The organism is Nocardioides sp. Root682 (assembly GCF_001427795.1).
Taxonomy (GTDB): domain Bacteria; phylum Actinomycetota; class Actinomycetes; order Propionibacteriales; family Nocardioidaceae; genus Nocardioides.
This window is the reverse complement of record NZ_LMHJ01000001.1, coordinates 2,333,468-2,359,614: the sequence shown is the minus strand read 5'-3', so window position 1 is coordinate 2,359,614 and position 26,147 is coordinate 2,333,468. Positions and strand designations below refer to the sequence as shown.

The 26,147-nt window shown below is 70.6% G+C and carries 22 protein-coding genes; 14 read left to right on the top strand and 8 right to left on the bottom strand.

Going from position 1 to position 26,147, the window contains the following annotated elements; all coding sequences use genetic code 11:
• Nucleotides 1-39 precede the first annotated feature (39 nt).
• From ASD84_RS11125 to ASD84_RS11105, 6 genes are all read left to right on the top strand, one after another.
• Complete coding sequence (locus ASD84_RS11125; RefSeq protein ID WP_056710035.1) at nt 40-3,051, top strand: S8 family serine peptidase; 3,012 nt, start codon at nt 40-42, stop codon at nt 3,049-3,051.
• 78 nt (nt 3,052-3,129) lie between these two features.
• A complete protein-coding gene (locus ASD84_RS11120; RefSeq protein ID WP_056710033.1) occupies nt 3,130-4,476 on the top strand; it encodes an aldehyde dehydrogenase family protein in 1,347 nt (448 codons plus the stop codon).
• A 75-nt stretch (nt 4,477-4,551) separates the two neighbouring features.
• The gene (locus tag ASD84_RS11115) at nt 4,552-5,190 is read left to right on the top strand and encodes a PadR family transcriptional regulator (RefSeq protein ID WP_056710030.1); all 639 of its coding nucleotides are present in this window, start codon (nt 4,552-4,554) and stop codon (nt 5,188-5,190) included.
• Nucleotides 5,187-5,336, top strand: a complete 150-nt coding sequence (locus tag ASD84_RS25085) for a hypothetical protein (RefSeq protein ID WP_156391767.1) — start codon at nt 5,187-5,189, stop codon at nt 5,334-5,336. The genes ASD84_RS11115 and ASD84_RS25085 overlap by 4 nt, the downstream gene beginning before the upstream one ends.
• Nucleotides 5,333-6,052, top strand: a complete 720-nt coding sequence (locus tag ASD84_RS11110) for an ABC transporter ATP-binding protein (RefSeq protein WP_056710028.1) — start codon at nt 5,333-5,335, stop codon at nt 6,050-6,052. Before ASD84_RS25085 ends, ASD84_RS11110 begins: the two co-directional genes overlap by 4 nt.
• Nucleotides 6,049-8,703, top strand: coding sequence for an ABC transporter permease (locus tag ASD84_RS11105; protein WP_056710026.1), 2,655 nt, complete (start codon nt 6,049-6,051; stop codon nt 8,701-8,703). The genes ASD84_RS11110 and ASD84_RS11105 overlap by 4 nt, the downstream gene beginning before the upstream one ends.
• 21 nt (nt 8,704-8,724) lie before the next feature.
• Here ASD84_RS11105 and ASD84_RS11100 read toward each other — a convergent pair whose 3' ends face one another.
• Nucleotides 8,725-9,528, bottom strand: a complete 804-nt coding sequence (locus tag ASD84_RS11100; RefSeq protein ID WP_056710024.1) for an ABC transporter permease — start codon at nt 9,526-9,528, stop codon at nt 8,725-8,727.
• The gene (locus tag ASD84_RS11095) at nt 9,525-10,529 is read right to left on the bottom strand and encodes an ATP-binding cassette domain-containing protein (protein ID WP_056710022.1); all 1,005 of its coding nucleotides are present in this window, start codon (nt 10,527-10,529) and stop codon (nt 9,525-9,527) included. Before ASD84_RS11095 ends, ASD84_RS11100 begins: the two co-directional genes overlap by 4 nt.
• Before the next feature lie 105 nt (nt 10,530-10,634).
• Here ASD84_RS11095 and ASD84_RS11090 point away from each other — a divergent pair, with 105 nt between their 5' ends.
• Entirely contained in the window at nt 10,635-11,153 is a 519-nt protein-coding gene (locus ASD84_RS11090) for a mycothiol transferase (protein ID WP_056710020.1), read from the top strand.
• Here ASD84_RS11090 and ASD84_RS11085 read toward each other — a convergent pair.
• Entirely contained in the window at nt 11,128-11,547 is a 420-nt protein-coding gene (locus ASD84_RS11085) for a MarR family winged helix-turn-helix transcriptional regulator (protein ID WP_056710018.1), read from the bottom strand. The genes ASD84_RS11090 and ASD84_RS11085 overlap by 26 nt on opposite strands.
• Nucleotides 11,548-11,627: 80 nt before the next feature.
• On the opposite strand from ASD84_RS11085, the gene ASD84_RS11080 reads away from it, so the two are divergent.
• A complete protein-coding gene (locus ASD84_RS11080) occupies nt 11,628-12,032 on the top strand; it encodes a hypothetical protein (protein WP_056710016.1) in 405 nt (134 codons plus the stop codon).
• Nucleotides 12,033-12,087: 55 nt separating this feature from the next.
• Nucleotides 12,088-12,840, top strand: a complete 753-nt coding sequence (locus tag ASD84_RS11075; RefSeq protein WP_056710928.1) for an alpha/beta fold hydrolase — start codon at nt 12,088-12,090, stop codon at nt 12,838-12,840.
• Here ASD84_RS11075 and ASD84_RS11070 read toward each other — a convergent pair.
• Together ASD84_RS11070 and ASD84_RS11065 are read right to left on the bottom strand one after the other, a co-directional pair.
• The gene (locus tag ASD84_RS11070; protein ID WP_056710013.1) at nt 12,809-14,095 is read right to left on the bottom strand and encodes an MFS transporter; all 1,287 of its coding nucleotides are present in this window, start codon (nt 14,093-14,095) and stop codon (nt 12,809-12,811) included. The genes ASD84_RS11075 and ASD84_RS11070 overlap by 32 nt on opposite strands.
• A gap of 35 nt (nt 14,096-14,130) precedes the next feature.
• Nucleotides 14,131-15,699 carry a hypothetical protein gene (locus ASD84_RS11065; protein ID WP_056710012.1) on the bottom strand — a complete coding sequence of 523 codons (1,569 nt, stop codon included), beginning with the start codon at nt 15,697-15,699 and terminating at the stop codon, nt 14,131-14,133.
• A 152-nt stretch (nt 15,700-15,851) separates the two neighbouring features.
• Here ASD84_RS11065 and ASD84_RS11060 point away from each other — a divergent pair, with 152 nt between their 5' ends.
• From ASD84_RS11060 to ASD84_RS11045, 4 genes are all read left to right on the top strand, one after another.
• Nucleotides 15,852-16,214, top strand: a complete 363-nt coding sequence (locus ASD84_RS11060; RefSeq protein WP_056710010.1) for a YciI family protein — start codon at nt 15,852-15,854, stop codon at nt 16,212-16,214.
• Entirely contained in the window at nt 16,211-17,455 is a 1,245-nt protein-coding gene (locus ASD84_RS11055) for an RNA polymerase sigma factor (RefSeq protein WP_082573288.1), read from the top strand. Before ASD84_RS11060 ends, ASD84_RS11055 begins: the two co-directional genes overlap by 4 nt.
• 161 nt (nt 17,456-17,616) lie before the next feature.
• Complete coding sequence (locus ASD84_RS11050; RefSeq protein ID WP_056710008.1) at nt 17,617-19,599, top strand: M3 family metallopeptidase; 1,983 nt, start codon at nt 17,617-17,619, stop codon at nt 19,597-19,599.
• A 173-nt stretch (nt 19,600-19,772) separates the two neighbouring features.
• Nucleotides 19,773-20,579, top strand: coding sequence for a PadR family transcriptional regulator (locus tag ASD84_RS11045; RefSeq protein ID WP_056710006.1), 807 nt, complete (start codon nt 19,773-19,775; stop codon nt 20,577-20,579).
• A gap of 58 nt (nt 20,580-20,637) precedes the next feature.
• Here the strand turns inward: ASD84_RS11045 and ASD84_RS11040 are convergent, their stop codons facing one another.
• Nucleotides 20,638-21,750, bottom strand: coding sequence for a hypothetical protein (locus tag ASD84_RS11040; protein WP_056710004.1), 1,113 nt, complete (start codon nt 21,748-21,750; stop codon nt 20,638-20,640).
• Nucleotides 21,743-22,312 carry a SigE family RNA polymerase sigma factor gene (locus ASD84_RS11035; protein ID WP_056710001.1) on the bottom strand — a complete coding sequence of 190 codons (570 nt, stop codon included), beginning with the start codon at nt 22,310-22,312 and terminating at the stop codon, nt 21,743-21,745. Before ASD84_RS11035 ends, ASD84_RS11040 begins: the two co-directional genes overlap by 8 nt.
• Nucleotides 22,313-22,417: 105 nt before the next feature.
• Here ASD84_RS11035 and ASD84_RS11030 point away from each other — a divergent pair, with 105 nt between their 5' ends.
• Entirely contained in the window at nt 22,418-23,767 is a 1,350-nt protein-coding gene (locus tag ASD84_RS11030; protein WP_056709999.1) for a hypothetical protein, read from the top strand.
• Nucleotides 23,768-23,974: 207 nt separating this feature from the next.
• Here the strand turns inward: ASD84_RS11030 and ASD84_RS11025 are convergent, their stop codons facing one another.
• Entirely contained in the window at nt 23,975-26,107 is a 2,133-nt protein-coding gene (locus tag ASD84_RS11025; protein WP_156391766.1) for a TerD family protein, read from the bottom strand.
• Nucleotides 26,108-26,147: the final 40 nt, after the last annotated feature.

Sequence of the window (26,147 nt, the reverse complement as noted above, 5' to 3'; positions counted from 1 at the left end):
CCACCCTGTCTCTTCCTTCTCGGACCCGGAGGACCCCCCATGCAGGACCTGCGTACGGGCGCTCGCGCTCGTCGGCTTCCCTCACTCCTCGTGCTCGCCCTCGCGGCGACGCTCGGACTCACCGTCACCCTCGGGGCGCCGGCGCTGGCTGATCCCAGCGACCCGGGTCCCGGCGCCGCGGACGGGGAAGGCCAGTCAGCCGTCAAGGCCGACCTCACCCGCTACAAGGCCGGCCGCTACGTCGTGATGCTGGCGGCACCGCCCGCCTCCACGGCCGGCCCGACCCGCGCAGGCGCGGGCGAGCAGTTCGACGCGAAGGGCGCCGGCGTGGCGTCGTACACGAAGAAGCTGCGCGCCAGCCACGAAAAGCTCGGCACCGACCTCGGTTTCGACGTCAAGGTGCACTACACGATCTCAGCCAACGGCTTCGTCGCGGACCTCACCGCCAAGCAGGCCACCGAGCTGGCGACCGACCGTCGGGTGCTGACGGTCCAGAAGGACTCCATCGTCTACGCCGACACCTGGAACACCCCGGACTTCCTCGGCCTCACCGGCAAGCGGGGCGTGTGGAACCAGGTCGGTGGCCAGGACAAGGCGGGCGACGGCGTCGTCGTCGGTGTCATCGACAGCGGCATCTGGCCCGAGTCGAAGTCCTTCAAGGGCAGCAAGCTGACCTCGAAGCCGCAGGGCAAGTGGGGCACGAAGATCAGCGGTTCGATCACGTCGATGAAGAAGTCGGACGGCAACCTGTTCCGCGGTGAGTGCGAGACCGGCGAGGAGTTCACCCTCGCCAACTGCAACACCAAGCTGATCTCCGCCCGGTCCTTCGTCGAGGGGTACGGCGAGAGCCGCACCGTCGAGGAGGACTACCTCTCCGCCCGTGACGGCAACGGCCACGGCTCGCACACGGCCTCGACGTCGGCGGGCAACCCGGTCAAGGACGTCGCCACCGAGGGCGTCACCTTCGGCAACATCAGCGGTGTCGCCCCCGCGGCGAAGATCGCCGTCTACAAGGCCCTGTGGGCCACCGAGGACGGCCGTGCCTCCGGTACGACGTCCGACCTGGTCGCCGCGATCGAGCAGGCCGTCACCGATGGTGTCGACGTCCTCAACTACTCGATCTCGGGACCGACCGACACGGTCCTCGAAGCCGCCGAGATCGCCTTCGAGGGTGCGGCCGAGGCCGGCGTCTTCGTGGCCGCCTCCGCCGGCAACGAGGGCCCGGGTGCCTCGACCGTCGCGCACAACAGCCCGTGGGTGACCACGGTCGCGGCGAGCACGCACACCAGCTTCGAGAACACCGTCGTCCTGGGTGACGGCCAGAAGCTGGTCGGCGCCTCGATCAGCCGCACGGCGCTGCCGGACACGAAGCTGGTCGATGCCGCCGACGTCGGCAACGGCTCGGCCCCCGACACGGCACTGTGCCCGCCGAACAGCCTGGACCCGGCCAAGGTCGCCGGCACGATCGTGGTCTGCCAGCGCGGCGTCTACGACCGCGTCGTGAAGAGCGAGGAGGTGAAGCGTGCGGGCGGCGTGGGCGTCGTCCTCGCGAACATCACCGACGGCAGCCTGGACGCGGACTTCCATGCGGTGCCGACGATCCACGTCTCGCACGTCGACTCCCCGAAGGTCTACGACTACCTCGAGTCCGCCGGTGCCGGCGCGACGGCGCGGTTCGAGCTCGGCAACCTCACCGGCACGGTGACTCCCGTGCCGCAGATCGCCGGCTTCTCGTCCCGGGGCCCGGCCGCGTCCGACGACAGCGACCTGTTGAAGCCGGACATCTCCGCGCCCGGAGTCAGCGTGCTGGCCGCGGTCGCGCCGCCGTCCAACCACGGCCGTGACTACGACCTCTACTCCGGTACGTCGATGTCGGCTCCGCACATCGCGGGTCTCGCTGCGCTGATCCAGGGCAAGCACCCGAAGTGGACGCCGATGCAGATCAAGTCGGCCATGATGACGACCGCGACCGACCTGAAGACGGCCACCGGGGCGAAGTCGACGGACCTGTTCGCGCAGGGCGCCGGGCACGTCAACGCGAAGGCGTTCCTCGATCCCGGCCTGTTCGTCCTGTCCGACTGGGAGCAGTGGTATGGCTACATCACCGGCCTGGGCCTGGACACCGGTGTGCCGGCGATCGAACCCAACGCCGTCAACCTGCCCTCGCTCGCCGAGGGCCACGTGATGACCGAGGTGTCGCTGAACCGGACCTTCACGGCCGCCCGCAAGGGCACCTGGAAGGTGAAGGTCGAGGTCCCCGGCTTCAAGTCCACCGCGAGCCGGTCGTCGGTGGTCGCGAAGAAGGCCGGCCAGGAGACGACGGTCGGGTTCACCTTCCAGCGCACCACGGCGCCGTTGAGCCAGTGGGCCTTCGGTCACGTGACGCTGACCGGTCCGACCACCGTCCGCCTGCCTGTTGCCCTGCGCCCGGTGTCGGTGAAGGCACCCACGTCGATCGACGGCACCGGCACCGACGGCTCCACGAACGTGCCGATCACCGGTGGCTTCAACGGTGACCTGCAGGTGTCCACGGCCGGCCTCGTCAAGGGACAGGTCGCCGAGGGCGCGCTGGCCGTCGGGGACTACGCCCTGGAGTGCGTCACGATCGGAGAGGGCAACGACCTGGCCCAGTTCGACCTGGTCGCGCCGGACCAGACCAGCGACCTGGACATGTTCGTCTACGCCGCATCGTCCTGCGATCCCGCCACGATCTTCGCGGTCGCGGGTGAGGTGGCGACGCCGTCCCCGGGCGAGACGTTCTCGCTCGAGGGCGCACCGGCCGGCACCTACCTCGTCGAGGTCGACGCGTTCGCGGCCGGTGACCAGGGCGCTCCGGTGCCGTACTCGCTGCGGGTCTACGACCTCGGCGGTACCCCGTCGGTGGGCAACCTCGCCGTCGATCCCAACCCGGTGCCGGTCACGACCGGTGGTGACACGAGCTTCGACGTGTCGTGGTCCGGCCTGGACGCCGAGGCCCACTACTTCGGGTTGCTCGGGTACGACGGCGCGCCCAACTCGACGTTCGTGTACGTCGACACGGCGACTCCGTAGTCGCAAGGTCTCCAACGACGAGGGTCGGTCCCGCACGGGGCCGACCCTTCGTCGTACGGAGGTGGCATCCTGAGCCGCATGGGCTTCGAAGCACGTGATGTCGGCGATGTCGTCGATGTAGTCGATGTAGTCGATGTCGCCGAGGTGGTCCGTGCCGCCCACGTCGCCGGCGATCACTGGGCGGCCACGTCCGTGGCCGAGAGGGTCCGACTGCTCCGCGCCTGGCGTGGCCGGCTGTGGCGAGCCGCGAGCGACCTCGCCGGCACGCTCCACCTCGAGGCCGGGCTCTCGATCGACGAGGCGATGCTCGAGGTGCTCCACAGCATCGAGCACCTGAAGTGGGTCGAGGCGAATGCTGCCCGCGTGCTGAACGCGACGGCCCACGGTGCCGGACTGCTCAACCCGGAGCTGACCACGCGCACGAGCTACGCGGCCGAGGGTGTCGTCGCGGTCATCGCCTCGTCCCACGCTCCGCTCTACGGCCCGTCGAGCGCGGTGGTCAACGCCCTGGCCTCGGGCAACGCGGTCGTCCTCAAGCCGGCCCTCGAGCACCCGTCGACGCTGCTCGCCTACGCCGAGCTGCTCCGCGCCGACGTCCCCCTGCTCCAGGTGGTGACCGGCGACGAGACCACGACCGCGGCACTCGCGGCGTCTCCCGTGGACCGGGTCTGCGTGTTCGGCTCTGCTGCGGTGGCCGCGCGGATCAGTGCGGTGAGTGCCCGCGCGCTGGTGCCGGTCACGGTCGTTCCGGTCGGCCCCGCGGTCACGGTCGTGGCGCCCGACGCCGACCTGCGGGCTGCCGCGGCCAGCGTCGCACGCACCGTCGGACGTGCCGGGTCGGCCGACGCCGGCGCCGTTCCGGAGGTGTTCGTCGCCCCGGACGTCAGCGCCGACTTCGACGCCGAGCTGCGTGAAGCCCTCGCGGCGGCCGACCCGGCGCCCCTCGGCCTGGGGAGCGGCCTGGGGAGTGGGCTGGCGCGGGCGTTGGGCGTACGTCGACCGCGCGCGGCGGCCGAGCTGGCAGCCGGGTCCACCGACGCCGACCCGCGACTGCGCGTGCACGGACAGGCGGAGTTCGGCGAGGTCCTCGCGCGCCTCCGCGATCGCCCTTATGCCCACGTGGCTGTCTTCTCCCGTGGCAGGGGAACGCAGATCGGCGAGGCGCTCCGGGCGGCGCAGGTGAGTGTCAACGTGGGCGTCGGCTCGGTCGCTGGAGCCCTGCCGCGCCAGGTGATCGGTGCACGCGGGTACGGGCCGCTCTCGGGGGACCACGGCCTGCGCACCTTCGGACGCGCGGTGGCCGTGACCACCCGGCGCCGGCTGTCGGTTCCCGTGCCGGGCAACCCGGCCGACGTACTCCTGGCGACGCCGGCGGGCAAGCTCGCGGCGCGGCTCGCGTTCCACCTCCGCCACTCGCTGACCTGACGGGCGCTCGACAGGCCGCATGCATATCGGGTATACATGGCCATACCGAGTATGTAGGCCACCCGAGGGGGCACGATGTCCGTCAAGCACGCACTGCTGGCACTGCTGGAGACCGAACCGATGTACGGCTACCAGCTGCGCGCCGAGTTCGAGCAGCGCACCGGTGAGACCTGGCCGCTGAACGTCGGGCAGGTCTACACGACCCTCACCCGCCTGGAGCGCGACGGCTTCGCGGCCGCCGAGGCCGAGAACGCCGAGGGGCACGTCGTCTACCGGATCACCGAGGCCGGGCGTGACGAGGTCGCAGCGTGGTTCACGACGCCGGTGGCGCGCACCCAGCCGCCGCGCGACGAGCTCGCGATCAAGCTCGCGCTGGCCGTCACGGTGCCGGGTGTCGACATCGGCACCGTGATCCAGCAGCAGCGCAGCGCGACCATGGCCGCCCTCCAGGACTACACCCGGTTGAAGCGACGTGCGGTCGGCGCCGACCCGCGCGAGCTGGCCTGGAGCCTGGTGCTCGACTCGCTGGTCTTCGCCGCGGAGGCGGAGATCCGCTGGCTCGACCACTGCGAGGCGCGGCTGCGACGGGCGGCGCTCGAGGCTGGACGACAGAACTCAAGGTTGGACGACGAAACTTCCTCGTCCCACCGTGAGTTTCACCGGCCGGCCGGTGAAACTCCCTCGACGTCCGGCACGGAGGGGACCTCGCGATGAACGACACCCTGCACGACCACGCGAGTCGGCTGGCCCGCGCCGAGCGGCGTTGGCTGGTCGACGCGCGGGCCAGGCTGCGGAGCACCGCGACCGTGCGCCCCACCCCTGCGACGACCGCACCGGAGCAGACCGAGGAGTCACGATGAATCCGATCCTCGAGCTCACCGACGTCACCCGTGTCCACGGTGAGGGCGCGAACCAGGTGCACGCCCTGCGCGGCATCTCGTTCACGGCCCACGCCGGCGAGCTGGTCGCCGTGATGGGCCCGTCCGGATCCGGGAAGTCGACCCTGCTGACCATCGCCGGTGGCCTCGACCAGCCCACCGCTGGCACGGTCTCCGTCGAGGGCACCCACCTCGGCGGGCTTGACCTGCAGGGCCGGGCACGCATGCGCCGTACGTCGATCGGCTACGTCTTCCAGGGCTTCAACCTGATCCCCGCACTGACGGCAGCGGAGAACGTCGCGCTCCCGCGCGAGCTCGACGGCATCAGTGCCCGGGCTGCTCGCAAGGAGGCGCGCACCGCGCTGGACGAGGTCGGGATCGGCGAGCTCGCCGACCGCTTCCCCGACGACATGTCCGGCGGCCAGCAGCAGCGCGTCGCCATCGCCCGCGCCATCATCGGCGAGCGGCGGCTGATCCTCGCCGACGAGCCCACCGGCGCGCTCGACACCGAGACCGGCGAGGAGATCCTGCAGCTGCTGCGTGCCCGCTGCGACGCGGGTGCCGCCGGCGTCCTGGTCACCCACGAGGCCAGGCACGCGGCCTGGGCCGACCGGGTCGTGTTCCTCCGCGACGGTGTGGTCGTGGACGAGACCGGCGCCGACCGGGTCGACGTCCTGACCGAGCACGCTGCGCGATGAGCCAGAACCTGTCGACCAGCGGCGGCTGGCGGGTGGCCCTGCGCCTGGCCCGCCGCGAAGCGCTGCGTCGCAAGGGTCAGACCGCCCTGATGCTGGTGCTGATCTGCCTGCCCGTCCTCGCCGTCAGCGCCGCCGCGATCGTGTGGCGGACCGCCGACGTGTCCAGCGTCGAGGGCATCGATCGGCGGATGGGATCAGCCGAGGCGCTGATCGAGACCAGCTACGCCGACAAGATCGTCCAGACCCCAGACCCGGAGTCCGGCGGCTACGGCATCCCCGGCGAGAAGGTCAACGAAGACGAGGTCCTCGACATCGACGACCTCGCCGCGGTGCGCGACGTGGTCGGCCGCGACCGCCCGGTCACCGTCTTCGGCCGCGACTCGCTCGGCTTCCGCACCGACAAGGGCATCGGCGACTTCGAGGCCTTCACGACCGACCTCGCGAATCCCGTCACCGACGGATTGTTCGAGCCGGTCAGTGGCGAGTACCCGCCCGGGCCCGGCGAGGTCGTGGTCAACCAGGCACTCGCCGATCGTGGACCCGGTGTCGGCGACTCGCTGACCGCGGTCCGCAAGCGGATGGACGGCACCGAGCAGGAGTTCCGGCTCAGGATCGTCGGTGTCGCCGAGAGCGCCGGATCGCGGGGGTATCCCATCGCGGCCGCTCTGCCCGGGGCCTTCGGGAAGGGCGAGGACACGACCGGTCGCTGGCTGGTCGGCGGCGGCCCGGTGACCTGGGACGACGTCCAGGCCCTCAACGAGGTGGGCCTGCTCGTCACCTCTCGTGCCGTCCTGAACGACCCACCCACGCTCGATCTCGACCCGACCGCCGTGCCGTCCCAGGACGGCATCGACGACATCACGATGACCGTGCTGGCGCTCGTGGTGGCGATGGTGCTGATCGAGGTCGTGCTGCTGGCCGGCCCCGCGTTCGCCGTACGCGCCAAGGCGCAGGCGCACACGCTGGCGCTCGTCGCCGCCGCCGGTGGCACCCCGCGCCAAGCGCGGCGGACCGTCCTCGCCTCGGGTGTGGTGATCGGGTCCGTCGGGGGCGTCCTGGGGGTAGCCCTCGGTGTGCTCATCGGAGTGCTCGCCGTACCCATTGCCCAGCGCTTCGACCAGAGCCGGTTCGGTCCGTTCGAGGTCCCGTGGCTGTTGCTGCTGGTCGTCGCCGCGTTCGGACTGGTTTCTGCCCTGCTGGCCGCGGTCGTGCCCGCCTTCTCGGCGTCGCGGCACGACGTCGTCGCAGTGCTGGGCGGGCGTCGGGGCGAGGGCAGTCCCTCGGTCCGCACTCCGATCCTCGGACTCGTCCTGCTCGGCGGCGGGGTGGTCAGCGCCGTCCTCGGCTCGGCCGGAGGGCGGGACACCGCGCCGCTGCTGATCGCGGGCTCCGCGATCGTCTCCGTGTTCGGGATGATCCTGGTCGTACCGATGGTGGTCGGACTGATCTCCCGCCTGGCTGCGCGGTGGCCGCTCGCGCTGCGCTTTGCCGCCCGTGACGCCGCCCGGCACCGCACCCGCACCGTGCCCGCCGTCGCAGCAGTCGGTGCCACCGTGGCGGGCGTCGTGGCGCTCGGCATCGCGGTCAGCAGTCAGGAGGCAGCCAACAAGGACGCCTATCAACCGCAGCTCCCCATCGGGTATGCATCGATCGCGCTCGGCCTCGACGCCGACCGGGACGCGGTCGAGGAGACCCTGACGCGGTTCCTGCCGGGCCAGGGTGTCCAGGCCGTCCGGGGCCTGCAGACCTCGACCGAAGCCGGTGAGCTGGAGATCGAGTTCACCGCCGATGGCGAGGCGGTGATGCTGGACTACTGGTCCTCGATCGGGTCGCCGTACCTGGTCGGCACCGAGGTGCCGGACTTCATCGAGATGGACGCCAGCGAGCGGGAGCGCGCCGACGAGCTCCTCGCCGACGGCGGTCTCGTCCTGCTCCGGGGCGCCGACGACGACGGTCCCGACGCGCCGGAGGTGCAGGTCGACGTACGGCGCTACGACCCGGCCGGCGATGAGCCGAAGGACCTCGCCTCGGCGACGTCGAAGGCGGGGGTGGTCCACGTGCAGCGGCCGACGGCACCCGCCCCGGCGCTGATGTCACCGAAGGTCGCCAGGTCACTCGGGCTCGAGGTCGACACGGTCGGCCTGGTCCTGCCCGGCCCCGTGAGTGAGAGCCAGGAGAAGGACGTCCAGGAGGCGTTCGGTGCGCTCGCGGTGCAGCCGTACTTCTACGTCGAGCGTGGCTACCAGGCCGACGACGCGGTGCAGATCATCCAGTTCGTGCTCGCTGCCCTCGGCGCGATCCTGATGCTGGGCGGCACGCTCACCGCGACCTTCCTGGCCCTGTCCGATGCGCGCCCCGACCTCGCCACGATGGCGGCCGTCGGCGCCCGCCCACGGGAACGGCGACGGGTGGCCGCGGGCTACGCACTGTTCGTCGGTGGCATCGGTGCCCTGCTCGGAGCACCGGTCGGCTTCATCCCGGGGCTCGCGATCAGCCAGCCGTTGACCCGCCACCACGAGACCGGGGTCTCCAGCCTGGACGTGCCGTGGTTGCTCATCATCGCCGTCGTGATCGGGCTGCCCCTGCTCACTGCCGCGGCCGTCGGGGCCTGCGCGCGGGGTCGGTTGCCGCTGACCGCCCGGGTGGAGTGACGCCCGGGCGGGTCGGTGTGGCTACTTGCTCGTGGTGAGGCGGTACTGCCGGACCGCGAGCGGGGCGAAGACGACCAGGATGATCGCGACCCAGATCAGCGTGTAGAGGACCGGGTTCTGCATCGACCACGCGTCCGTCGGCGAGAACCCGCCGGTGTTGCCGAACAGCTCGCGCGAGGACTGGGTCAGTGTGGAGACCGGGTTCCACTCGACGATGGTGCGCAGCACGCCGTCGAACGACTCGGTCGGGACGAAGGCGTTCGAGACGAACGTCAACGGCATGATCACGATGAACGACGCGTTGTTGATGACCTCGACGCTCGGCACCAGCATCCCGACGAACGCCATCACCCAGCTCACCGCGTAGGCGAAGAGCAGCAGCAGGGCGAAGCCGAGGATCGCGTCGACGATGCCCTCGCGGATCCGCCACCCGACCAGCAGGCCGGTGAGCGCCATGATGATCAGCGACAGGATGTTGTAGACGACGTCGGACGTCGTCCGCCCGACGAGGACCGCCGAACCCGACATGGGCAGCGACCGGAACCGGTCGATGATGCCCTTCTGCATGTCCTCGGCGAGACCGGCTCCCGTGAAGGTGGCGCCGAAGACGACCGTCTGGGCGAAGATGCCCGCGATCAGCCATTCCTTGTAGTTGACCGATCCCGGTGGGTCGATCGCGCCGCCGAACACGAAGGCGAAGAGCAGCACGAACATGATCGGGCTGATCAGCACGAAGACCAGCACCTCGGGCACGCGCTTGATCTTGATCAGGTTGCGCTGGGCGACGACCCAGCCGTCGGTGAGGGCCTGGACAGCGGTGCTCATCGAGCCACCTCCTGGGTGTCGGCGGGGGCGTCGGTGCCGGTCGTGGTGGCAGCTTCCTCTGCTGCGTGGCCGGTGATCGAGAGGAAGACGTCGTCGAGGGTCGGCCGGCGCAGGCCGACGTCGAGGACGGTGACGGAGTCGCGTTCGAAGCCCTGCAGGACGTGCAGCAGGTGGCCCGCGCCGCGTCCGGAGACCGCCGCGCTGAGCTCGCGGCCGTTGTCGCTGACCCGGACGTCGCCGACGGCGACCTCGGCCAGGGTGCGGACGGCGGCCTCGCGGTCCTCGACGTCGGCGAGCACGACCTCGATCCGCTCGCCGCCGGTGGTCGCCTTGAGCTCGTCGGCCGTGCCGTGCGCGATCGCCCGGCCGTGGTCGATGACAACGATGTCGTCGGCGAGCCGGTCGGCCTCCTCGAGGTACTGCGTGGTCAGCAGCAGCGTCGCCCCACTGGCGACGAGCTCGCGGATGACGTCCCACATCTGCTGGCGGCTGCGTACGTCGAGGCCGGTGGTGGGCTCGTCGAGGATCAGCACGGGTGGCTCGGCGACCAGCGCACCGGCGAGGTCCAGCCGGCGGCGCATGCCGCCGGAGTAGGTCTTGGAGGGCCGGTCGCCCGCCTCGGTGAGGTCGAAGCGCTCCAGCAGCTCGCGGGCGCGGGCCTGCGCCCGGGCCTTCCCGAGGTGGTAGAGCCGGCCGACCATGACGAGGTTCTCGTAGCCGGTCAGGTGCTCGTCGACGGCGGCGTACTGGCCCGAGAGGCCGATCTTGGCGCGCGCGCCCGCGGGGTCGGCCAGCACGTCGATGCCGGCGACCGTCGCCGAGCCGGAGTCGGGCTTCAGCAGGGTCGTCAGGCAGCGCACGGCGGTGGTCTTGCCGGCACCGTTGGGGCCGAGCAGGGCGAGGACCTTGCCCTCGGGGACGGCCAGGTCGAGTCCGGCCAGCGCCTGCACCGCCTTGTAGCTCTTGGTCAGTCCGCTGGCGCGGATCATCGTCTCGTCCATGTTCGCGTTCGTCTCCGTCGTCGTCTCGGGTGCCCTGTCCTGAACACTAGAGACCGACACCGACAGCCCGACTCATCGCAGCCGTTGTCGTCGTACCGTCGAGGCATGACGCCCGCGAACGTGTTGACTGATGCCCTCGACCGCGTGCTGGAGGAGGTGGAGCGACTTCTCGACGATGCCGACGACGCGCTCCTTGCTCAGCGGCCGCGGCCGGACGCGAACAGCATCGGCTGGCTCGTCTGGCACCTGACGCGCGTGCAGGACGACCACGTCGCCGGAGTCGCGGGCACCGAACAGATCTGGACGGCGCAGGGGTACGACGCGCGCTTCGGCCTTCCCCTCGAGACGGGCGACATCGGCTACGGCCACACGAGCGACCAGGTTGCCCTGGTGAGTGCTCCTGCCGACCTGTTGCTGAGCTACTACCGGGCGACCCACGAGCAGTCGCTCGCCTTCGTTGCCACCGTGGGGCCGGACGACCTCGATCGCGTCGTCGACACCCACTGGGACCCGCCGGTCACGCTCGGCGTGCGGTTGGTGAGCGTCGTCAACGACTGCACGCAACACGTCGGCCAGGCGGCCTACGTGCGCGGGCTGCTCAGCCCAGCTTCGCCAGGATCCTGACGAGGGCGGCTCGCTCGCCGGCGGTGAGCGGGCCGAGGACGGCAGCCTGCACCTCGTCGAGCACGGCGTCGAGCCCGGCGAGGCGCGTCGTGCCGCGGGCCGTGATGGTGACGATGTTGCGGCGCCGGTCGACGGGGTCCGGGTCTCGTCGGGCCAACCGCCAGCCCACGAGGTCGTCGAGGGTCGCGACCACGTCGCTGCGGTCGACGCCTGTGCTGCGGGCGAGCTCGGCCTGGCTGGCCGGGCCGAGCTCGTCGAGCGCGGCGAGCAGCCGGAAGTGGTAGCCGCGCACGCCTTCGGCGGCGAACGCGTCGGCGAGCAGTGCCTGCGCGCGGGCGTTCGCACGACTGAGCAGCCAGGTCGGGCGGTTCGCAACGCGCTGGAGGGAGGTCACGCGCCCACCCTAGAGCAAACCGTTGGCAACACCAACGGTCTCGGTATATCGTTGGTATCACCAACGATCCAGGAGAAACCATGACCGTCCCCTTCGGACCCCAGCTCATCGGCCAGACCGAGAAGTCGCTCGGCGCGCTGCTCGAGGCCCTCCTTGCCGGCCGGGTCAGCGAGCCGGAATGGGTGACCTTGCGCGTGGCCCACCTGGCCGCCAGCGAGGTGCACAGCGAGGACGACCTCGTCGCCCAGGTGGGCGAGCGGGCCCACTTCGCCGATGCCACGGAGCTCGTCGCGGTCCTCACCGGCCGTGGCCTGCTCGCCGACGGTGCTCCGACTCCTGTCGGCACCGCCCTGGTCGAGCAGGTCCAGGCACGGATCGCCGAGGTGGTCGGCCCGGTCTGGGCCGGTCTCGACCTCGACGACGTCGCGGCTGCCGAGCGGGTGCTCAACGAGGTGCTGCGCCGGACGACCGCGCTGCTGGCCTGACGCGAGGGCAGGAATCCGGTCGACGCCGTCGCCGGTGATGGGGTTCGATCAGGGCATGATCCTTTCCCACGACGACGAGGGCTCCGGTCCGGCGGTCGTCCTCCTGCACTCGGGCGTCTGTGATCGACGCATGTGGGACGACCAGGTCGCTGCCCTCGCGTCGTCTCACCGCGTCATTCGTCCGGACCTGCGGGGGTTCGGTGCGACACCGCTGCCGGCGGAACGGTTCTCGTTCGCCGGTGACGTGGTCGCGCTCCTCGACCACCTGCAGATCGAACGTGCCGCGATCGTCGGGTCGTCCTTCGGCGGGCGGGTGGCGCTGGAGGTGGCCGTCACCGCGGGTGAACGGGTCGCGTCCCTGGCCCTGCTGTGTCCGGCATTCCGGGGTGTCCCGAGCACGCCGCGGGCGGATGCCTTCGACGAGGAGGAGGACCGGCTGCTCACCAGTGGCGACGTGGCGGGCGCAGTGGAGCTGAACGTCTCCACGTGGCTCGGGCCGGAGGCGTCTGCTGCGAGTCGTGACCTCGTCCGCCGGATGCAGGCGCATGCCTTCGAGGTCCAGCTGGCCGCCGAGGAACTCGATCCGGGCCCTGAGGCGACGCGGGTCGACGTGGACCTGGCTCTGGTGTCCGTGCCCACGCTGGTCGTGAGCGGTGGTCTCGACCTGGACCACTTCCAGGACATCGCACAGCACGTGGCCGACTCCGTCGCCGGTGCGCGCCTGGAGCATCTGCCGTGGGCCGCGCACCTTCCCAGTCTCGAGCGGCCTTCCGCGATCAACGCGTTGCTGGCGGAGTTTCTCGCGTGATCCGGTAGCGGACGAACGACGGCACCGCGAGCGCGGCCACGACCGTCAGGACCACGACGAGCACGCCGCCTCCGGCAGCCGCGGTCGCCGTACCCACCATGGCGGCGGTGGCCCCGTGGGCGACGTCCGCGATGCGCGGGCCGCCTGCGACGACCACGATGAAGATGCCCTGCAGCCGGCCGCGGACCTCGTCGGCCGCGGCGCTCTGGAGCATGGACGTGCGGAAGGCCGCCGAGGCCATGTCGGCGGCGCCGCCGACGACGAGCATCAGGACGGCCAGCGCGAGCCACAGGTGGGGCGATCCCGACAGCTCATCGGCGCCGAACACCGCGAGGCCGAAGCCGACCATCGCCAGTCCCCACACCACGATGCACCAGAGCACGGCTCGTCCCTGACCGCTCACCCGCGAGACCCATCCGGAGAAGATGCCACCGATCACCGCACCTGCGGGGATTCCGGCGAAGAGAAGGGCGAAGGCGAGGCCTCCCTCCTCCGGTCCCAGGAAGCTCTCGTGGGCGATCTGCGGGAACAGGGCACGCGGCATGCCGAAGACCATCGCGATGATGTCGACGACGAACGACATCATCAGCACCGGCTGGGTGCGCAGGTAGGTGATGCCCTCGATCACCGAGCGCAGGCCGGGCGTCCCGGTCATGCCCTGGATCGGCAGTGGTGGCAGCCGGACGACTGCGAACAGGGTCGCGAAGAGACAGACCGCGTCGGCGAGGTAGAGCCAGGAGAAGCCGACGAACGGGATCAGGATGCCCGCTACGAGCGGGCCGCCGATCGCACCGGCCTGCATCACGGTCATGTTCAACGAGTTGGCCGCCGGCAGCTCCTCGGGCTCGAGGAGACGCGGAAGGACGGCCGACCGGGTGGGTTGGTTGACGGCGAAGAACGCCTGTTGCACGGCGAACAGCGTCAGCAGCAACCAGACATTTCCCAGTCCCAGTGCGGCCTGCAGCCAGAACAGCACCGCCGTGCCGATCAGTCCGGTGGTGGTCACCAGGAGCAGGGTGCGCCGGTCGAAGTGGTCGGCCAGCGCCCCGCCCCACAGGCCGAACACCACCAGGGGCACGAGGCCGAACAGCCCGGTCAGGCCGACGTACGCCGACGAGCCGGTCTGCGCGTAGATCTGGGCCGGGACCGCCACCACCGTCAGCTGCGCGCCGACGACGGTGATGATGTTGGCGGTCCACAGCCGCCGGAAGTGCTGGTTGCGCAGCGGCCGGGTGTCGGCCAGCAGTCCACGCATCCTCACCCGGCAAGGCTACGGACTCGTTGGTCGACTCACTGAACTGGAGGCCAGCAGTAGCGGTGGTGCGGGATCTTGTCGAAGTCGGTGCTCTCCCAGCCGTAGCCGCTGACCACGTCGCCCACGACCTCGGCGGTGCGCACCAGCGCACCGAGCACCCCGCGGTCCAGCGCGCTCTGCTTGTCGACGGGAGCGCGGACCGCCGTACCCACGGACAATTGGGCCTGCAGGACCTCGCGTTCGTACGACGCCCAGCGCTCCCGCCCCGCGACGTACTCCACTGCGTCGCGGTACGCGACGACGACCCGGCTGCCACCACGGAACCGCTTGCGCATCTCGCCGTCGGCCGCCGGTTCCTTGTCGGCGCCGGTGGTGATGGTGTGGGCGGTGCCGCCGATGATGTTGCCCGGCTGGTCCTGGGTGACCTGGGCGCTGTAGCAGTCGCGGGGCTTGATGCCGACGATCGACAGGTAGGCGTGGAGGAGCTCGGCCGCGGTGCCGGGGAGGTAGGGGAACGGCGAGGGCACCAGCGGCCGCTTGTCGGTGCGGGGCATCACGACGCGCCGGATCTCCAGCCAGTTCAGCACCGCAACGTGCAGGTCCGGCGGGGGAATCACCTGGAGCGGCCGGGTCGCGCGCATCCGGTCGACGGCGCCCACGGCGAGGCCGGTCGGATGCAGGACGACGACACCGGTGACACCGGCGAGCACGTACGGATCACTCCCGCCACCGTCGTCGCCACCGCTTCCTCCGCTGGCGTCGACCGCGACCCGGCGGGCGATGCCGAGGCACTGCTCGGGGCCGAGGTCGCCGGCGCGGAGGTACTCCACGCCGAGGTCCTCGTCGAGCACCGAGGGCTCACCGGGACGACGCGCGGCCCACGTCTCGCGCGCGTCGAAGGAGACGGCGGTCGGCGGCGGTGCGGGCGGCAGCGTCGACAGGGCGGCGTGCGTGATCTCCCACTCGACGATCGCCGCCCGGCCGATGCCGAGCTTCCCGGGCACGTGGTCGGGGACCCGCGCGACGCCGTACACGAGGTCGGGGCGGCCGGCCAGGCCCGACGTACCGAGCCAGGCGCACAGGTCCTCGAGCGGGCGCTTGCGGTCCGCGGCGATCCGCGTGAACACGACGGGACTCCGGTCGGGCGCGAGGTACGGCGTCCGCGCCTCGTCACGCATGGCTCGCTCGGCCGCCGACTGCTCGGCCGGGTTGGCGCTGACCGGGGGCATGGGCGGCGGGGGAATCGGCCGTCCCTTCACCGTGTCCCGGAGCGCCTGCTTGAAGCCGTCCTTCGCCTGGGCAATGTGCAGCCCGATGTCCGTGGACGTCATCTGTTCGCGGTCGGGCATCGGTCCGTAGACGTGGTCGCCCGCCGGGCCGAGCAGGACGCGTCGGGCCCGTTCGTTGGCGATCGTGTCGTCGACCGACTTCTGCGCCCGGGCCATCGCCTCGTCGTACTGCGCCCGCTGCTCGGGGGTCATGGTGGCGAGCTGTTCGGGCGTGAGGCGCCCGCCGTTGGCCATGGCCTCGCGGCTGGCGGCGAGTCCCTGCCTGATGGCGTCGGGGCTGAGGGCCTGCCCGATCTGCTTCAGCTTGTTGAACACAAAGCCGAGCGTCCTCCGGTCGCGGTCCGCTGTCACCGATTCGCTTTGAAAAGTTTCATGGCAAGGTGTCGTATCGGCAGGGCCCCCTTCGTGGTGAGGGTGAGAGGCGGTCATCGGGACCGCTTCGAGCACACCGAAACTAGGAGATCGCGATGACGCAGTACCTGTTGACCGTGCACGGCAGCGAAGAGGAGAACGCCAAGGTCCCCGAGGACCAGTGGCCCGTCATGTTCGCCGCGGTCGAGGCCTTCAACGAGCAGGTCCGCGCCGACGGCGTGTGGGTGTTCGCGGGTGGGCTCGAGGGTGCGGAGACCGCGACGGTCGTCGACAACTCGGGTGACAGCCCGGTCTTCACCGACGGTCCCTACCTGGAGACCAAGGAGCACATCGGTGGCTTCTGGATCATCGACGTGCCCGACCTGGACGCCGCGCTGAAGTACGCCGCAGCCGGTTCGAAGGCGTGCCAGGGCAAGGTCGAGGTCCGTCCGTTCCAGGCCGAGCCCCCGGCCGCGTGACGGGGTTTCGAGGCTCGCAAGCTCGCACCTCAACCACCGAGTTCGCGGCCGTTGAGGGGATCTTCCGTGAGGAGTACGGCCGCCTGATCGCGTCCCTGGTCCGCCGCTTCGGCGACATCGACATCGCCGAGGAGGCGGCCGGGGAGGCGCTGGTGACCGCTCTCGAGAAGTGGCCCGAGGTCGGCGTACCGCCCAATCCCGGTGGGTGGTTGACGACCACTGCCGGCAACCGGGCGATCGACCGGCTCCGCCGCGAGAAGCTCCGCGACGGCAAGCACCAGGCGGCAGAGATGATTCATGACGACACACCGCACGAGCCGACCGGCATCATCACCGATGACCGGCTCCGGCTGATCTTCACCTGCTGTCACCCGGCATTGGCGCCGGAGGCGCGGATCGCGTTGACGCTGCGCCTGATGGGCGGGCTGACGGTCGCCGAGATCGCGAGTGCCTTCCTCGTCCAGGAGACGACGATGGGCCAGCGGATCACCCGCGCGAAGACCAAGATCAAGGGCGCCAAGATCCCCTACCGGGTGCCCTCCGCCGAGGACCTGCCCGAGCGGGTCGGCGCGGTGCTCGCCGTACTCCTGCTGATCTTCAACGAGGGCTACCTGTCGGCCAGCGACGGCGACCCCGTCCGCGCCGACCTGACGGGCGAGGCGATCCGGCTGGCCCGGATCCTGCACGAGCTGCTGCCCGACGACCGCGAGACCACCGGGCTGCTGGCGATGCTGCTGCTCACCGAGTCGCGGCGCGCGGCGCGGGTCCGGCACGGCGAGCTGGTGCCGCTCGACGAGCAGGACCGTGGCGGCTGGGACCGCGCCCTGATCGCCGAAGGACATGCGTTGGTCCGGGAGTGCCTGGCCGCCAACCGCCCCGGCCGCTACCAGATCCTCGCGGCTGTCAACGCCGTCCACACCGACGCACCGTCCGCTGCCGACACCGACTGGTCCCAGGTCGCTGCGCTGTACGACCAGCTGGTCCGCCTCGACCCGTCGCCCATCGTGGCGCTCAACCGGGCCGTCGCGATCGCCGAGCTCGACGGACCCGAGGTCGCCCTCGCCCAGGTCGACCGGCTGCCCCTGTCCGGCTACCACGCCTGGCACGCCACCCGGGCCGACCTGCTCCGGCGCCTGGGCCGCAGCGCCGAGGCGCGCCAGGAGTACGACGCCGCCCTCGCCTGCTGCGACAACACCGCCGAACGCGCCTACCTCACCCGCAAGCGCGGCGAACTCGTGTGACGCGAGGTGCGTGGGCTTCTCGCACGAACTGCGGCGGTTTCTCGCCCGAGGTCCGGCTGTTTCTCGCTGTGAGGTGAGCAACCGTCGTACGTCGACGGAGAAACCCACGCACTTCGTGGGAGAAACCCACGCACTTCGTCCACGCTCCTAGGCTGTGCTCCATGACCACGGAGCCGCTCGCCCTCCCGACCTCGCCCGACGCCTGGCCCGCCTGGATCCGTGATCGGGGCGCGTCCGAGCTGGCGCTGGCGACCGAGCTGGTCGAGGGGCTCCGCAACGACCCGCCGGCCGACCCGGTCGCCGTGCTCCGGCAGTGGGACCGCGCGGGCGGGCACCTCGGCAACGTCGCGGCGGTGGGGTCGCTGTTCGGCAACGTGCACCCCTCGGAGGAGGTGCGCGAGCTCGCCGACAACGCCGAGCAGGAGGCCTCCCGGGTCGGGACCCGGTGGAGCCTGGACCGGGACCTGTACGACGTCTTCGCCGGCATCGAGGACAGCGCGGTCGCCGATGACCCGCTGGCGACTCGGCTGCTCGCGAAGGTGCGTGCCGACTTCCGCCGGTCGGGCGTCGACAAGGACGAGGCGACGCGCGACCGGATCTCGGCCATCCGCGAACGGATCACCGAGCTGGACCAGGAGTTCAGCCGTGTGATCCGCGACGACGTGCGCACCATCCAGGTCACACCGGACCGCCTCGACGGGATGCCCGCCGACTGGCTGGAGGCACACCCGGTCGACGACGAGGGCCTGGTCACCGTCACCACCGACTACCCGGACTCCGTGCCCGTGCGGATGTTCGCGCACGACCAGGACGTCCGCCGCGACATCACGATCGCGTTCCAGGAGCGTGGTTGGCCAGCGACCGAAGCGCTCCTCGTCGAGCTGTTCAGCCTGCGCCACGAGCTCGCCACCACCGTCGGCTACGCCGACTGGCCGTCGTACGACGCCGACGTGAAGATGATCCGCACCGGACCGGCGATCCCGGAGTTCATCGACAAGATCGCCGCCGCCGCCGAGGAGCCGATGCAGCGCGACCTCGGGCAGCTGCTGGAGCGCTACCGCCGCGACTTCCCGGACGCGACCGTCGTCCCGGGCTACGACTACAACTACTACGCCGAACTGGTGCGGGCCGAGAAGTACGACGTCGACTCGCAGCGGGTGCGCACGTACTTCGACTTCGGCAAGGTCCGCCAGGGCCTGCTCGACGTCACCGGTCGGCTGTTCGGGCTGCGCTACGAGCAGGTCGACGTACCCGTGTGGCACGAGGAGGTGACGGCGTACGACGTCTTCGCGGGGGTTTCGAGGCTCGCTGACGCTCGCACCTCAACCACCGGCGAGAGCCGCGTCGGGCGGATCTACCTCGACCTCCACCCCCGCGACGGCAAGTACAAGCACGCCGCGCAGTTCACCCTCGTCGACGGGGTCGAGGCCAGCGACGGGCACGGCCAGACCCCGGAGGGCGTCCTGGTCTGCAACTTCGCGCGAGGCCTGATGGAGCACGACCACGTCGTCACGCTGTTCCACGAGTTCGGCCACCTGCTGCACCACGTGCTCGCGGGCCACGGCGACTGGTTCCGGTTCGCCGGTGTGGCGACGGAGTGGGACTTCGTCGAGGCGCCGAGCCAGATGCTCGAGGAGTGGGCGTGGCATGCCGACGTGCTCCAGACGTTCGCGACCGACGCCGCCGGCGAGCCGATCCCGGCGGACCTGGTCACCGCGATGCGCGACGCCGATGACTACGGCAAGGGGATCTTCGCGCGCACGCAGATGTTCTACGCCGCGATGTCGTACTGGTTCCATGCCGACCGGGCTCGCGCCGAGGTCCCGGACCTCACCGATCGGATGGTCGAGCTGCAGGGCAAGTACGCCGCGTTGCCCTACCTCCCCGACACGCACATGTTCGCGAGCTTCGGCCACCTCGGGGGCTACAGCTCGGGCTACTACACGTACATGTGGTCGCTGGTGATCGCCAAGGACCTCTTCAGCGCCTTCGACGACACCGACGTGTTCGCCGCCGAGGCAGCGACCCGCTACCGCGACCGGATCCTCGTGCCCGGCGGCGCGGGTGACGCCGCCGACCTGGTCGCCGACTTCCTCGGCCGGCCGTTCTCGTTCGAAGCGTACGCCGCCTGGCTGGCCCGCTGACGTCTCGATACGCGGCTCGCTGCGCTCGCCGCTACTCGACGACCTTGAGGGTTGCGTCAGCAGAACAGTCGGCGTACGCTTGCGATATATCGCGATAGCAACACGAAACATCACGCGGTATCTCACAGACACAGGGGCCGATCGCCCCGCCGATGCACAAGGAGGTCCCCACCATGGGACGCCACAACTTTCAGCAGAACTTCGCATCATCCGACGACCGCGACCCGTTCGGTCGCGGTGAACCTCGCGGCTTCCAGCGTCGCCAGCGCGGTGGCTTCGGCCCCGGCGGCGGTCCCTGGGGCGGGCCGTGGGGTGGCTGGGCCCAGTGGGGCGAACCCGGGCGCGGTGGCCACAGCCACGGCCCGGGGGTTCCCCCGCCGTGGCTGGCCGGTCTCTTCGGCCAGGGTCGCCCCGAGGGCGGCCGCGGTCCGCGGGTACGGCGCGGCGACGTCCGCTCCGCGATCCTCGACGTGCTCCGCACCGCCAACGAGCGGGAGGAGTCGCCGAACGGCTACCAGGTGATCCAGCAGATCACCGAGCGCAGCGGTGGCGCGTGGAAGCCGAGCCCCGGCTCGGTCTACCCGCACGTGCAGCAGCTCCAGGACGAGGAGCTCGTCGAGCTCGACGACGCCCGGGGCCGCCGTTCGCTGCGGCTGACGGCCAAGGGAGCGACCTGGTGTGCCGAGCACGCCGATGAGCTCGCCGCGGTCTGGGTGCCGTTCGACCGGAGCCGTGAGGGCACCGAGGGCCGGGGTGCCGGTACCACCGGTCACGCCGACCTCAAGTCCGAGATCGGGCAGGTCATGGGCGCGGTCTGGCAGATCGTCAGCGCCGGGTCCGACACCCAGCGCCGGGCCGCCGTCGACGTACTCGTCGAGGCCCGCAAGGGGCTCTACGGCATCCTCGCCGCCGGCCCCGAGGCCGACACCGATGAGGCTGACACCGAAGAGGCAGCCGAGGGCGACGACACCGACGCCTGAGCAACGACACGACAGCCCCCGCCCGATCGGCGGGGGCTGTCGTGCGCCCGCGTCGGGCTCAGCCCACGTTGAGGACGTCGGCCAGCAGGATGCCGTTGTCGGCGAGGCCCGCCGGGTCGACCGCCCGCGTCTCGCAGTCTCCCGAGGTCGTGCAGATGCGCACGGCTGTGCCGTCCTCGCTGGTCGACAACATCCGCCCGCCGGGGGTCCACACCGACACGATCCGCAGCCCGGGGATCTCGGTGAACTCTCCACCGGACACCGTGGCGAACCCGATCCGGTCCTCGGTCTCGTTCGTCCGGGCCACTGCGATGAAGCGTCCGTCCGGCGACAGGAGCGGGTTGTGGAACTCCCTGGGCAGCACCCCGAGCTGCCGGTTGCCGGCCGCATCGTCGAAGGCCCAGCCGTCCTTCGCCTGCCAGGCGAGCACGTCGTTGCGGACGGAGAAGGGGGCGTGCTCGATGGTGCTCACCGCCCCGGTCGCCCACCGGACGCGGTGGCCGGTGCCGTCGTCGGCGCCGACGTACGCACTGTCGCCGTCGAGGAAGGCGGGGGTGAGGAACTGGCCGCTGTTGGCGGGGCTGGTGCCGGGCGCGGGGATCGTCCCGTTGCCGACCTCCCGGTCCGCCTCGACGTCCCACACGTGGAGGTCCAGTACGTCGTCGCCGTCATCGACCCACGCCACGCGGGGTGCGCTGAGGTCCCCGTTGATGGTGAACGTCGTCGACGGGATGGTGAGCGTCGTCTGGGTGCCGTCGGGCCGCACCAGCACGAAGGTCGAGTCGCCCGGCCCGTTGCGCAGCTGCGCGACCACGCCGGCCGAGGTCTGCGCGAGGTAGGTCGGCGGCTGGGGGAGGGTCACGGTCTTCTGGCCGATCGTGAGCTGGTCGCCGACGACCCACGCGCCCGACTGGTCATAGGCCTCGACCGCACCGCCAGTGGGCTGGTCGGCGATCTCCTGGTTGTCGCGGGAGTCGGGCGTACCGAGGTCGTGGACCAGCGCGCCCCCCAGTCCGGCGGCGAGCACGGCGACGGCGGCGACCACGCCGGTCGCGACCCGGCGACGCCGGCGCAGGCTCCGACCCCGGCCGAGGATGTCGTACGCCGAAGGGTGGGGCACGGGCACGTCGTCGACGCTGGCGTGGAGCAGGTCGGTGAGCTGTTCAGGCATGGGGACCTCCGGTGGTGGAGTAGGTGGCCGGCCCTTCGGCCGGCAGGGCGACCTCGTCGCCGAGGATCGCGCGCAACCGTTCGAGGGCGAGGGACGTCTGGCTCTTGACGGTGCCGTCGGTGACGCCGAGGGCGGCGGCGGTCTCCCGCACGCTGAGGTCCTCGTAGAAGCGGAGCACGACGACCGCGCGCTGGCGCGGCGGCAATTGGGCGAGGGCCGCGACCATGTCGAGCCGGCGCAACCGGTCGTCGTGCTCGTCGCGGGCTCCGGCTGCCGGCCGGTCGGGAACCTGCTCGGTGGGCCGCTCCCCGAAGCTGCGGCGGCGGAACCAGCTGGTCGCGGTGTTCACCATGATCCGGCGGGCATAGGCCCGCGCGGCGGCGGGCTCGCGCACCTGGTGCCAGTGGGCGTACGTCTTCGCGAGCGCGGCCTGGACGAGGTCCTCGGCGAGCGCGTGGTCGCCGACGAGCAGCAGGCCGGTCCGGTACAGCGATGGCCAGGCGGCATGGACGAGCTCGACGAACTCGTCCTCCGTCGGTGCCCGAGAAGCGATACGCGCCATGGAATCCCCTTCCTCATCCTCAGGTGTAGCCCAATACCCAGACGCTTTGGTGCGCCACTTCGGTTGGGGTGATTGCGGACGTCTTCACGCGGATAGGCTCCCCTCGTGCTCTCCCGTCGACTTCCCGCCGCTTTCGTCGGCGTCGTGTGCCTGTCCTGGCTGACGCTGACGACCGGGTACGGCGCCGCGGCGGCCCTCGAGCCCTCGGACCCCGTCGACCTCGGCGGGTCATCCCTGTCGGGTACGGCGAGCACCAACCCCGCCCAGCCGACACCGCTCGCCCCCGGCCTGTGGAAGGCGACGCTGGCCCCGGAGTTCCCGCAGTACTTCAGCTACCAGCGGCGGATCAACGACAGCACCGTCCATGTCGGCGTCCTCGGCGCGCCCCAGGGGACGGGCAGCGACGGCATCCGCGTGAACGCAGGGGTGCAGACCGAGGGCAGCACCGACCTGACCAGCTGTGGTGACGAGAACGACTCGACCGACTACCTCGCTCCGTTCGCCGTCGTCGGCAACCGGGTGGTCGTCGGCGACGAGGACGGCAGCACGGGTGACACCTGCCGGGCCGCCGACACGGTGGTCATCGCGGTGAGCCGCAGCTCCAGCAGTCTCGACGACCTCCCCTACGTCATCAAGATCGTCGAGGAGGCGCCGGTCTCCGACGCCGGTGGCATCGAGCCCGACGACAAGCCGGAGTACGACGTCCCCGATCCGGTCAGCACGACCGACGAGCCGGGCGCCGCATCCTTCGACGAGGCCCCGAAGGTCGATGCCCGCTCCGGCACGATCACGATCGAGACCACGATCAAGGAAGGCACCGAGCTGCTCTGGCGGGTCCCCCTGACGTGGGGCGACCTCCCGGTGGTCCGTGTCGACGTACCGGCTGCCTCGAAGGAGCACGCCGAGGACTTCGCCTACAGCGGCCCGGACCTGACGTTGCACTTCATCGACCCGCTGCGCGGGCGGTTCCGCTACGTCAACACCGAGCGCGAGGACTCCGCCACCGGCCAGTACGTCGCCAGCACCACCGGCGAGATCGACCAGCTCGTCGCCTCCGGCTACCCGGTCCGCCGCGCGAACGGTCGTCTCCCCGGCGACTACTGGATCTCGCTGGCCGCCGAGGCGGTGCCCGAGGCCGAGGTCGAGGACCGTGACCCCGTCGACATCCCGGTCACCATCACGGTCGCCGTCGACGCGACCGGCGCCGATGCCCCGACGTACGACGCAGCGGTGCTGTCGCAGGACAAGAAGGCCGGCCCCGACGGGTACTCACCCGGCAAGCCATTCCTGGTCGCCGACGACACCTTCTCGGCCGCCGCCTCGGGCAACCCCGTGGTCGACGACGAGGACTCCGAGAGCTGGCTGTCGGGTCGGCACCTCGCCGGGCTGGGCCTCGGCGCCGCCAGCCTCGCCTGCGTTGCCGGAGGGCTCTTCAGGCTGCGCGCTCGCCGCTGACCACCGAGGTCGTCGAGTGGCCCGAGCCGCCAGGCGATCTGTCGTGAGGGACGAGCGAAGATGTATCGATACGCCTTGCCCGGCTGGTTGCTCTTCTACATTTTCGGGAATGCCTGGGAGCCCGAGCGCTCCACAGAACGGCGGAGAGCGCGACCGCTGGGTTGACAGGAGTGAGAAGGAAGCAGTCGCATAGCCGCCGCGGCCAGTCTAGACGAATTCGGCCATCAGTCGATCGAGATCGAGCGGCGACAAGTCTCCGTCCAGGGCAACCACGAAGTCGGCGTCGACGCGATTCGTTACCAGCTTGCCCCGTGCCTGTGCGTGCGCAACGAGCAAGTCCTGCACCGTCGGCGGCTGGAATTCGACCATCGCTTCAACGACCGAGGCCAAGCTCGAGTTGTTGTTGGCGACCGCGTTGACCGATTGCAGGTGGTTGCTGAACGTGAGGTCGGTCCAGATGAGTTCGTTGGACTGCAGGTCGATGATGAGAGGTACGGCGATCCGCTTGTCACCCGACAGGTCCCAGCGATCGAGGACCGTCGCCGGGTCGTAGATCTCGCCGGACTGCGGCTCTCCGCGCCCCATCACGCCTGCGAAGCAACCGGGCAGTTCGTTGAACGGCTGCTCGGTGTAGGACGTGACGACCATGACGACGTAGCGATACCCGTTCCTCTGTAGCTTGGCTCGCTCGATGTCGATGAACTCGGAGGCGCCTTGAGGGGCGCTGGTGATGTCGCCCGAGTGGGTGCAGCCGCTGCCGCGAAGGTTGTAATAGGCAATCTGCGCGGTTTTGGCGAAGGTCTCGTCGTAGAGCACCGCGGACAGGTCCAGGTCGACGCGGGCGCGCTCGTTGTCGGTGGACTGGTCCTGCCACCAGATGAAGAAGCGCAGCACCTCGGCGTCGGGCAGTGGCAGGTGGGAACCCCGGCCCGCGGTGCGCAAGGAACGCGAAGCAGAGCGAGCCGAGAGCGGGACGGCGTACAGCGCCATGGCGGGGTCGATGTAGACCTTGCCCAATGGCGGCAGGGCAACGAAGCGCTTCACGAGTGCAGCATCGAGTACGGCGACGATTCGCGCGCGGGATTCCTCACTGATCGACGGGAGCTGGTCGGGGACCGTACGGACACGGGAGATGTTGCCCTTCGGAAAGAACGCACGGAGTCGACCTGTGCCCCGGGAGGCGAAGTGAGCGCGAGCCTGCAGCAGGACGCGCGTCGCGACGTCGGAGGCCACGCTCTCGAACTCCGTGATGACAAGAGCCGCGTGCTCAGCGCGCAGCCGGACGAGCTCGTCGAGACGGCGCGCGAGAATGCCGGGGCGAGTGCTGAGCAATCGGGTAGCAGCCACCGAATCACCAGACAGGATCAAGGTCTCGATCCTGGAGTTGAACGTCTCGTGGTCGAGGCCTTGTCGAATCACGTCGAACGCCCGTGCCGCGTTGGGGAAGCGGATGCGGTGCTCGCCAGGGTGCAGCCGTTCCCCCAACCGCTTGAACTCCTCCGTTCGGCGAAGCATGTCGTCGAGCGGATCGTTGGCGCTCTCCAGCAAGGCGAGGAGGTCGCGGCGAATCTTGCGGCTGAACGACACGAACTTCGTCTGCTCGGCGAGCGACACATCACCGCCGGACAATCCCGCCGCGAGGCGGAGCACGTCGGTCGCGGTCGACATCTCCTGCAGCAACCGGTCTGCTTCGGGACGACCTGTATCGAGGAGCAGGGCTGTGACCGTGGCACGGTTCTCCCGGTTTACGAACGATTCGGGAACAGCGCTCGCGAAGCGCTGGGCATTCCACCGCGCCAGGACCCGCAAGTCGTCGCGATCGGTCGGGGAGAGGCCGCCGTTGGCAGCCATCAATGAGCTGGCCAGGGCCGTGATCTCGTCGTCGGCGGCGAGCCCGACGGGGCGCATCAGGATCTGAGGGTCGCGCCGGTGCCGGCGGGGTGCGGCCTGATAAACCGGCATGATTCGGGCGCCGATCAGGTCGCCGTAGTAGTGCAGGAACGCATTCAGATAGAGCTCGGCATCTGAGGCGGCCATCACTTGCGCGGGAAAGTTCGGGTACATGGCTGTGTGTGCGACGTGGTCGCCGACGAGTTCCCGAGCGACCGCGGAGAGCTGGGTACCGACCCGGATCACGTCGGCCGGGTCTGCCGCAGACCAGTTGTCGATGACCGGACGGGACAGCGCAAAGCCGACCCGCTCAAGGTTGTGCGCCACCGTTGCGACCAGCGCCGGGACGCGCTCGTCCGGCGTCCCAGGCTTCAGGGCGACGGCAGCCGACGAACGGCGAAGTAGTAGACCGGTCAGCGTTGCCGGGGCGGAATCGGGCGTATGGATCACCGAGCCAGCATGACGGAGGGGCGCGCCATGCCGCGCCACA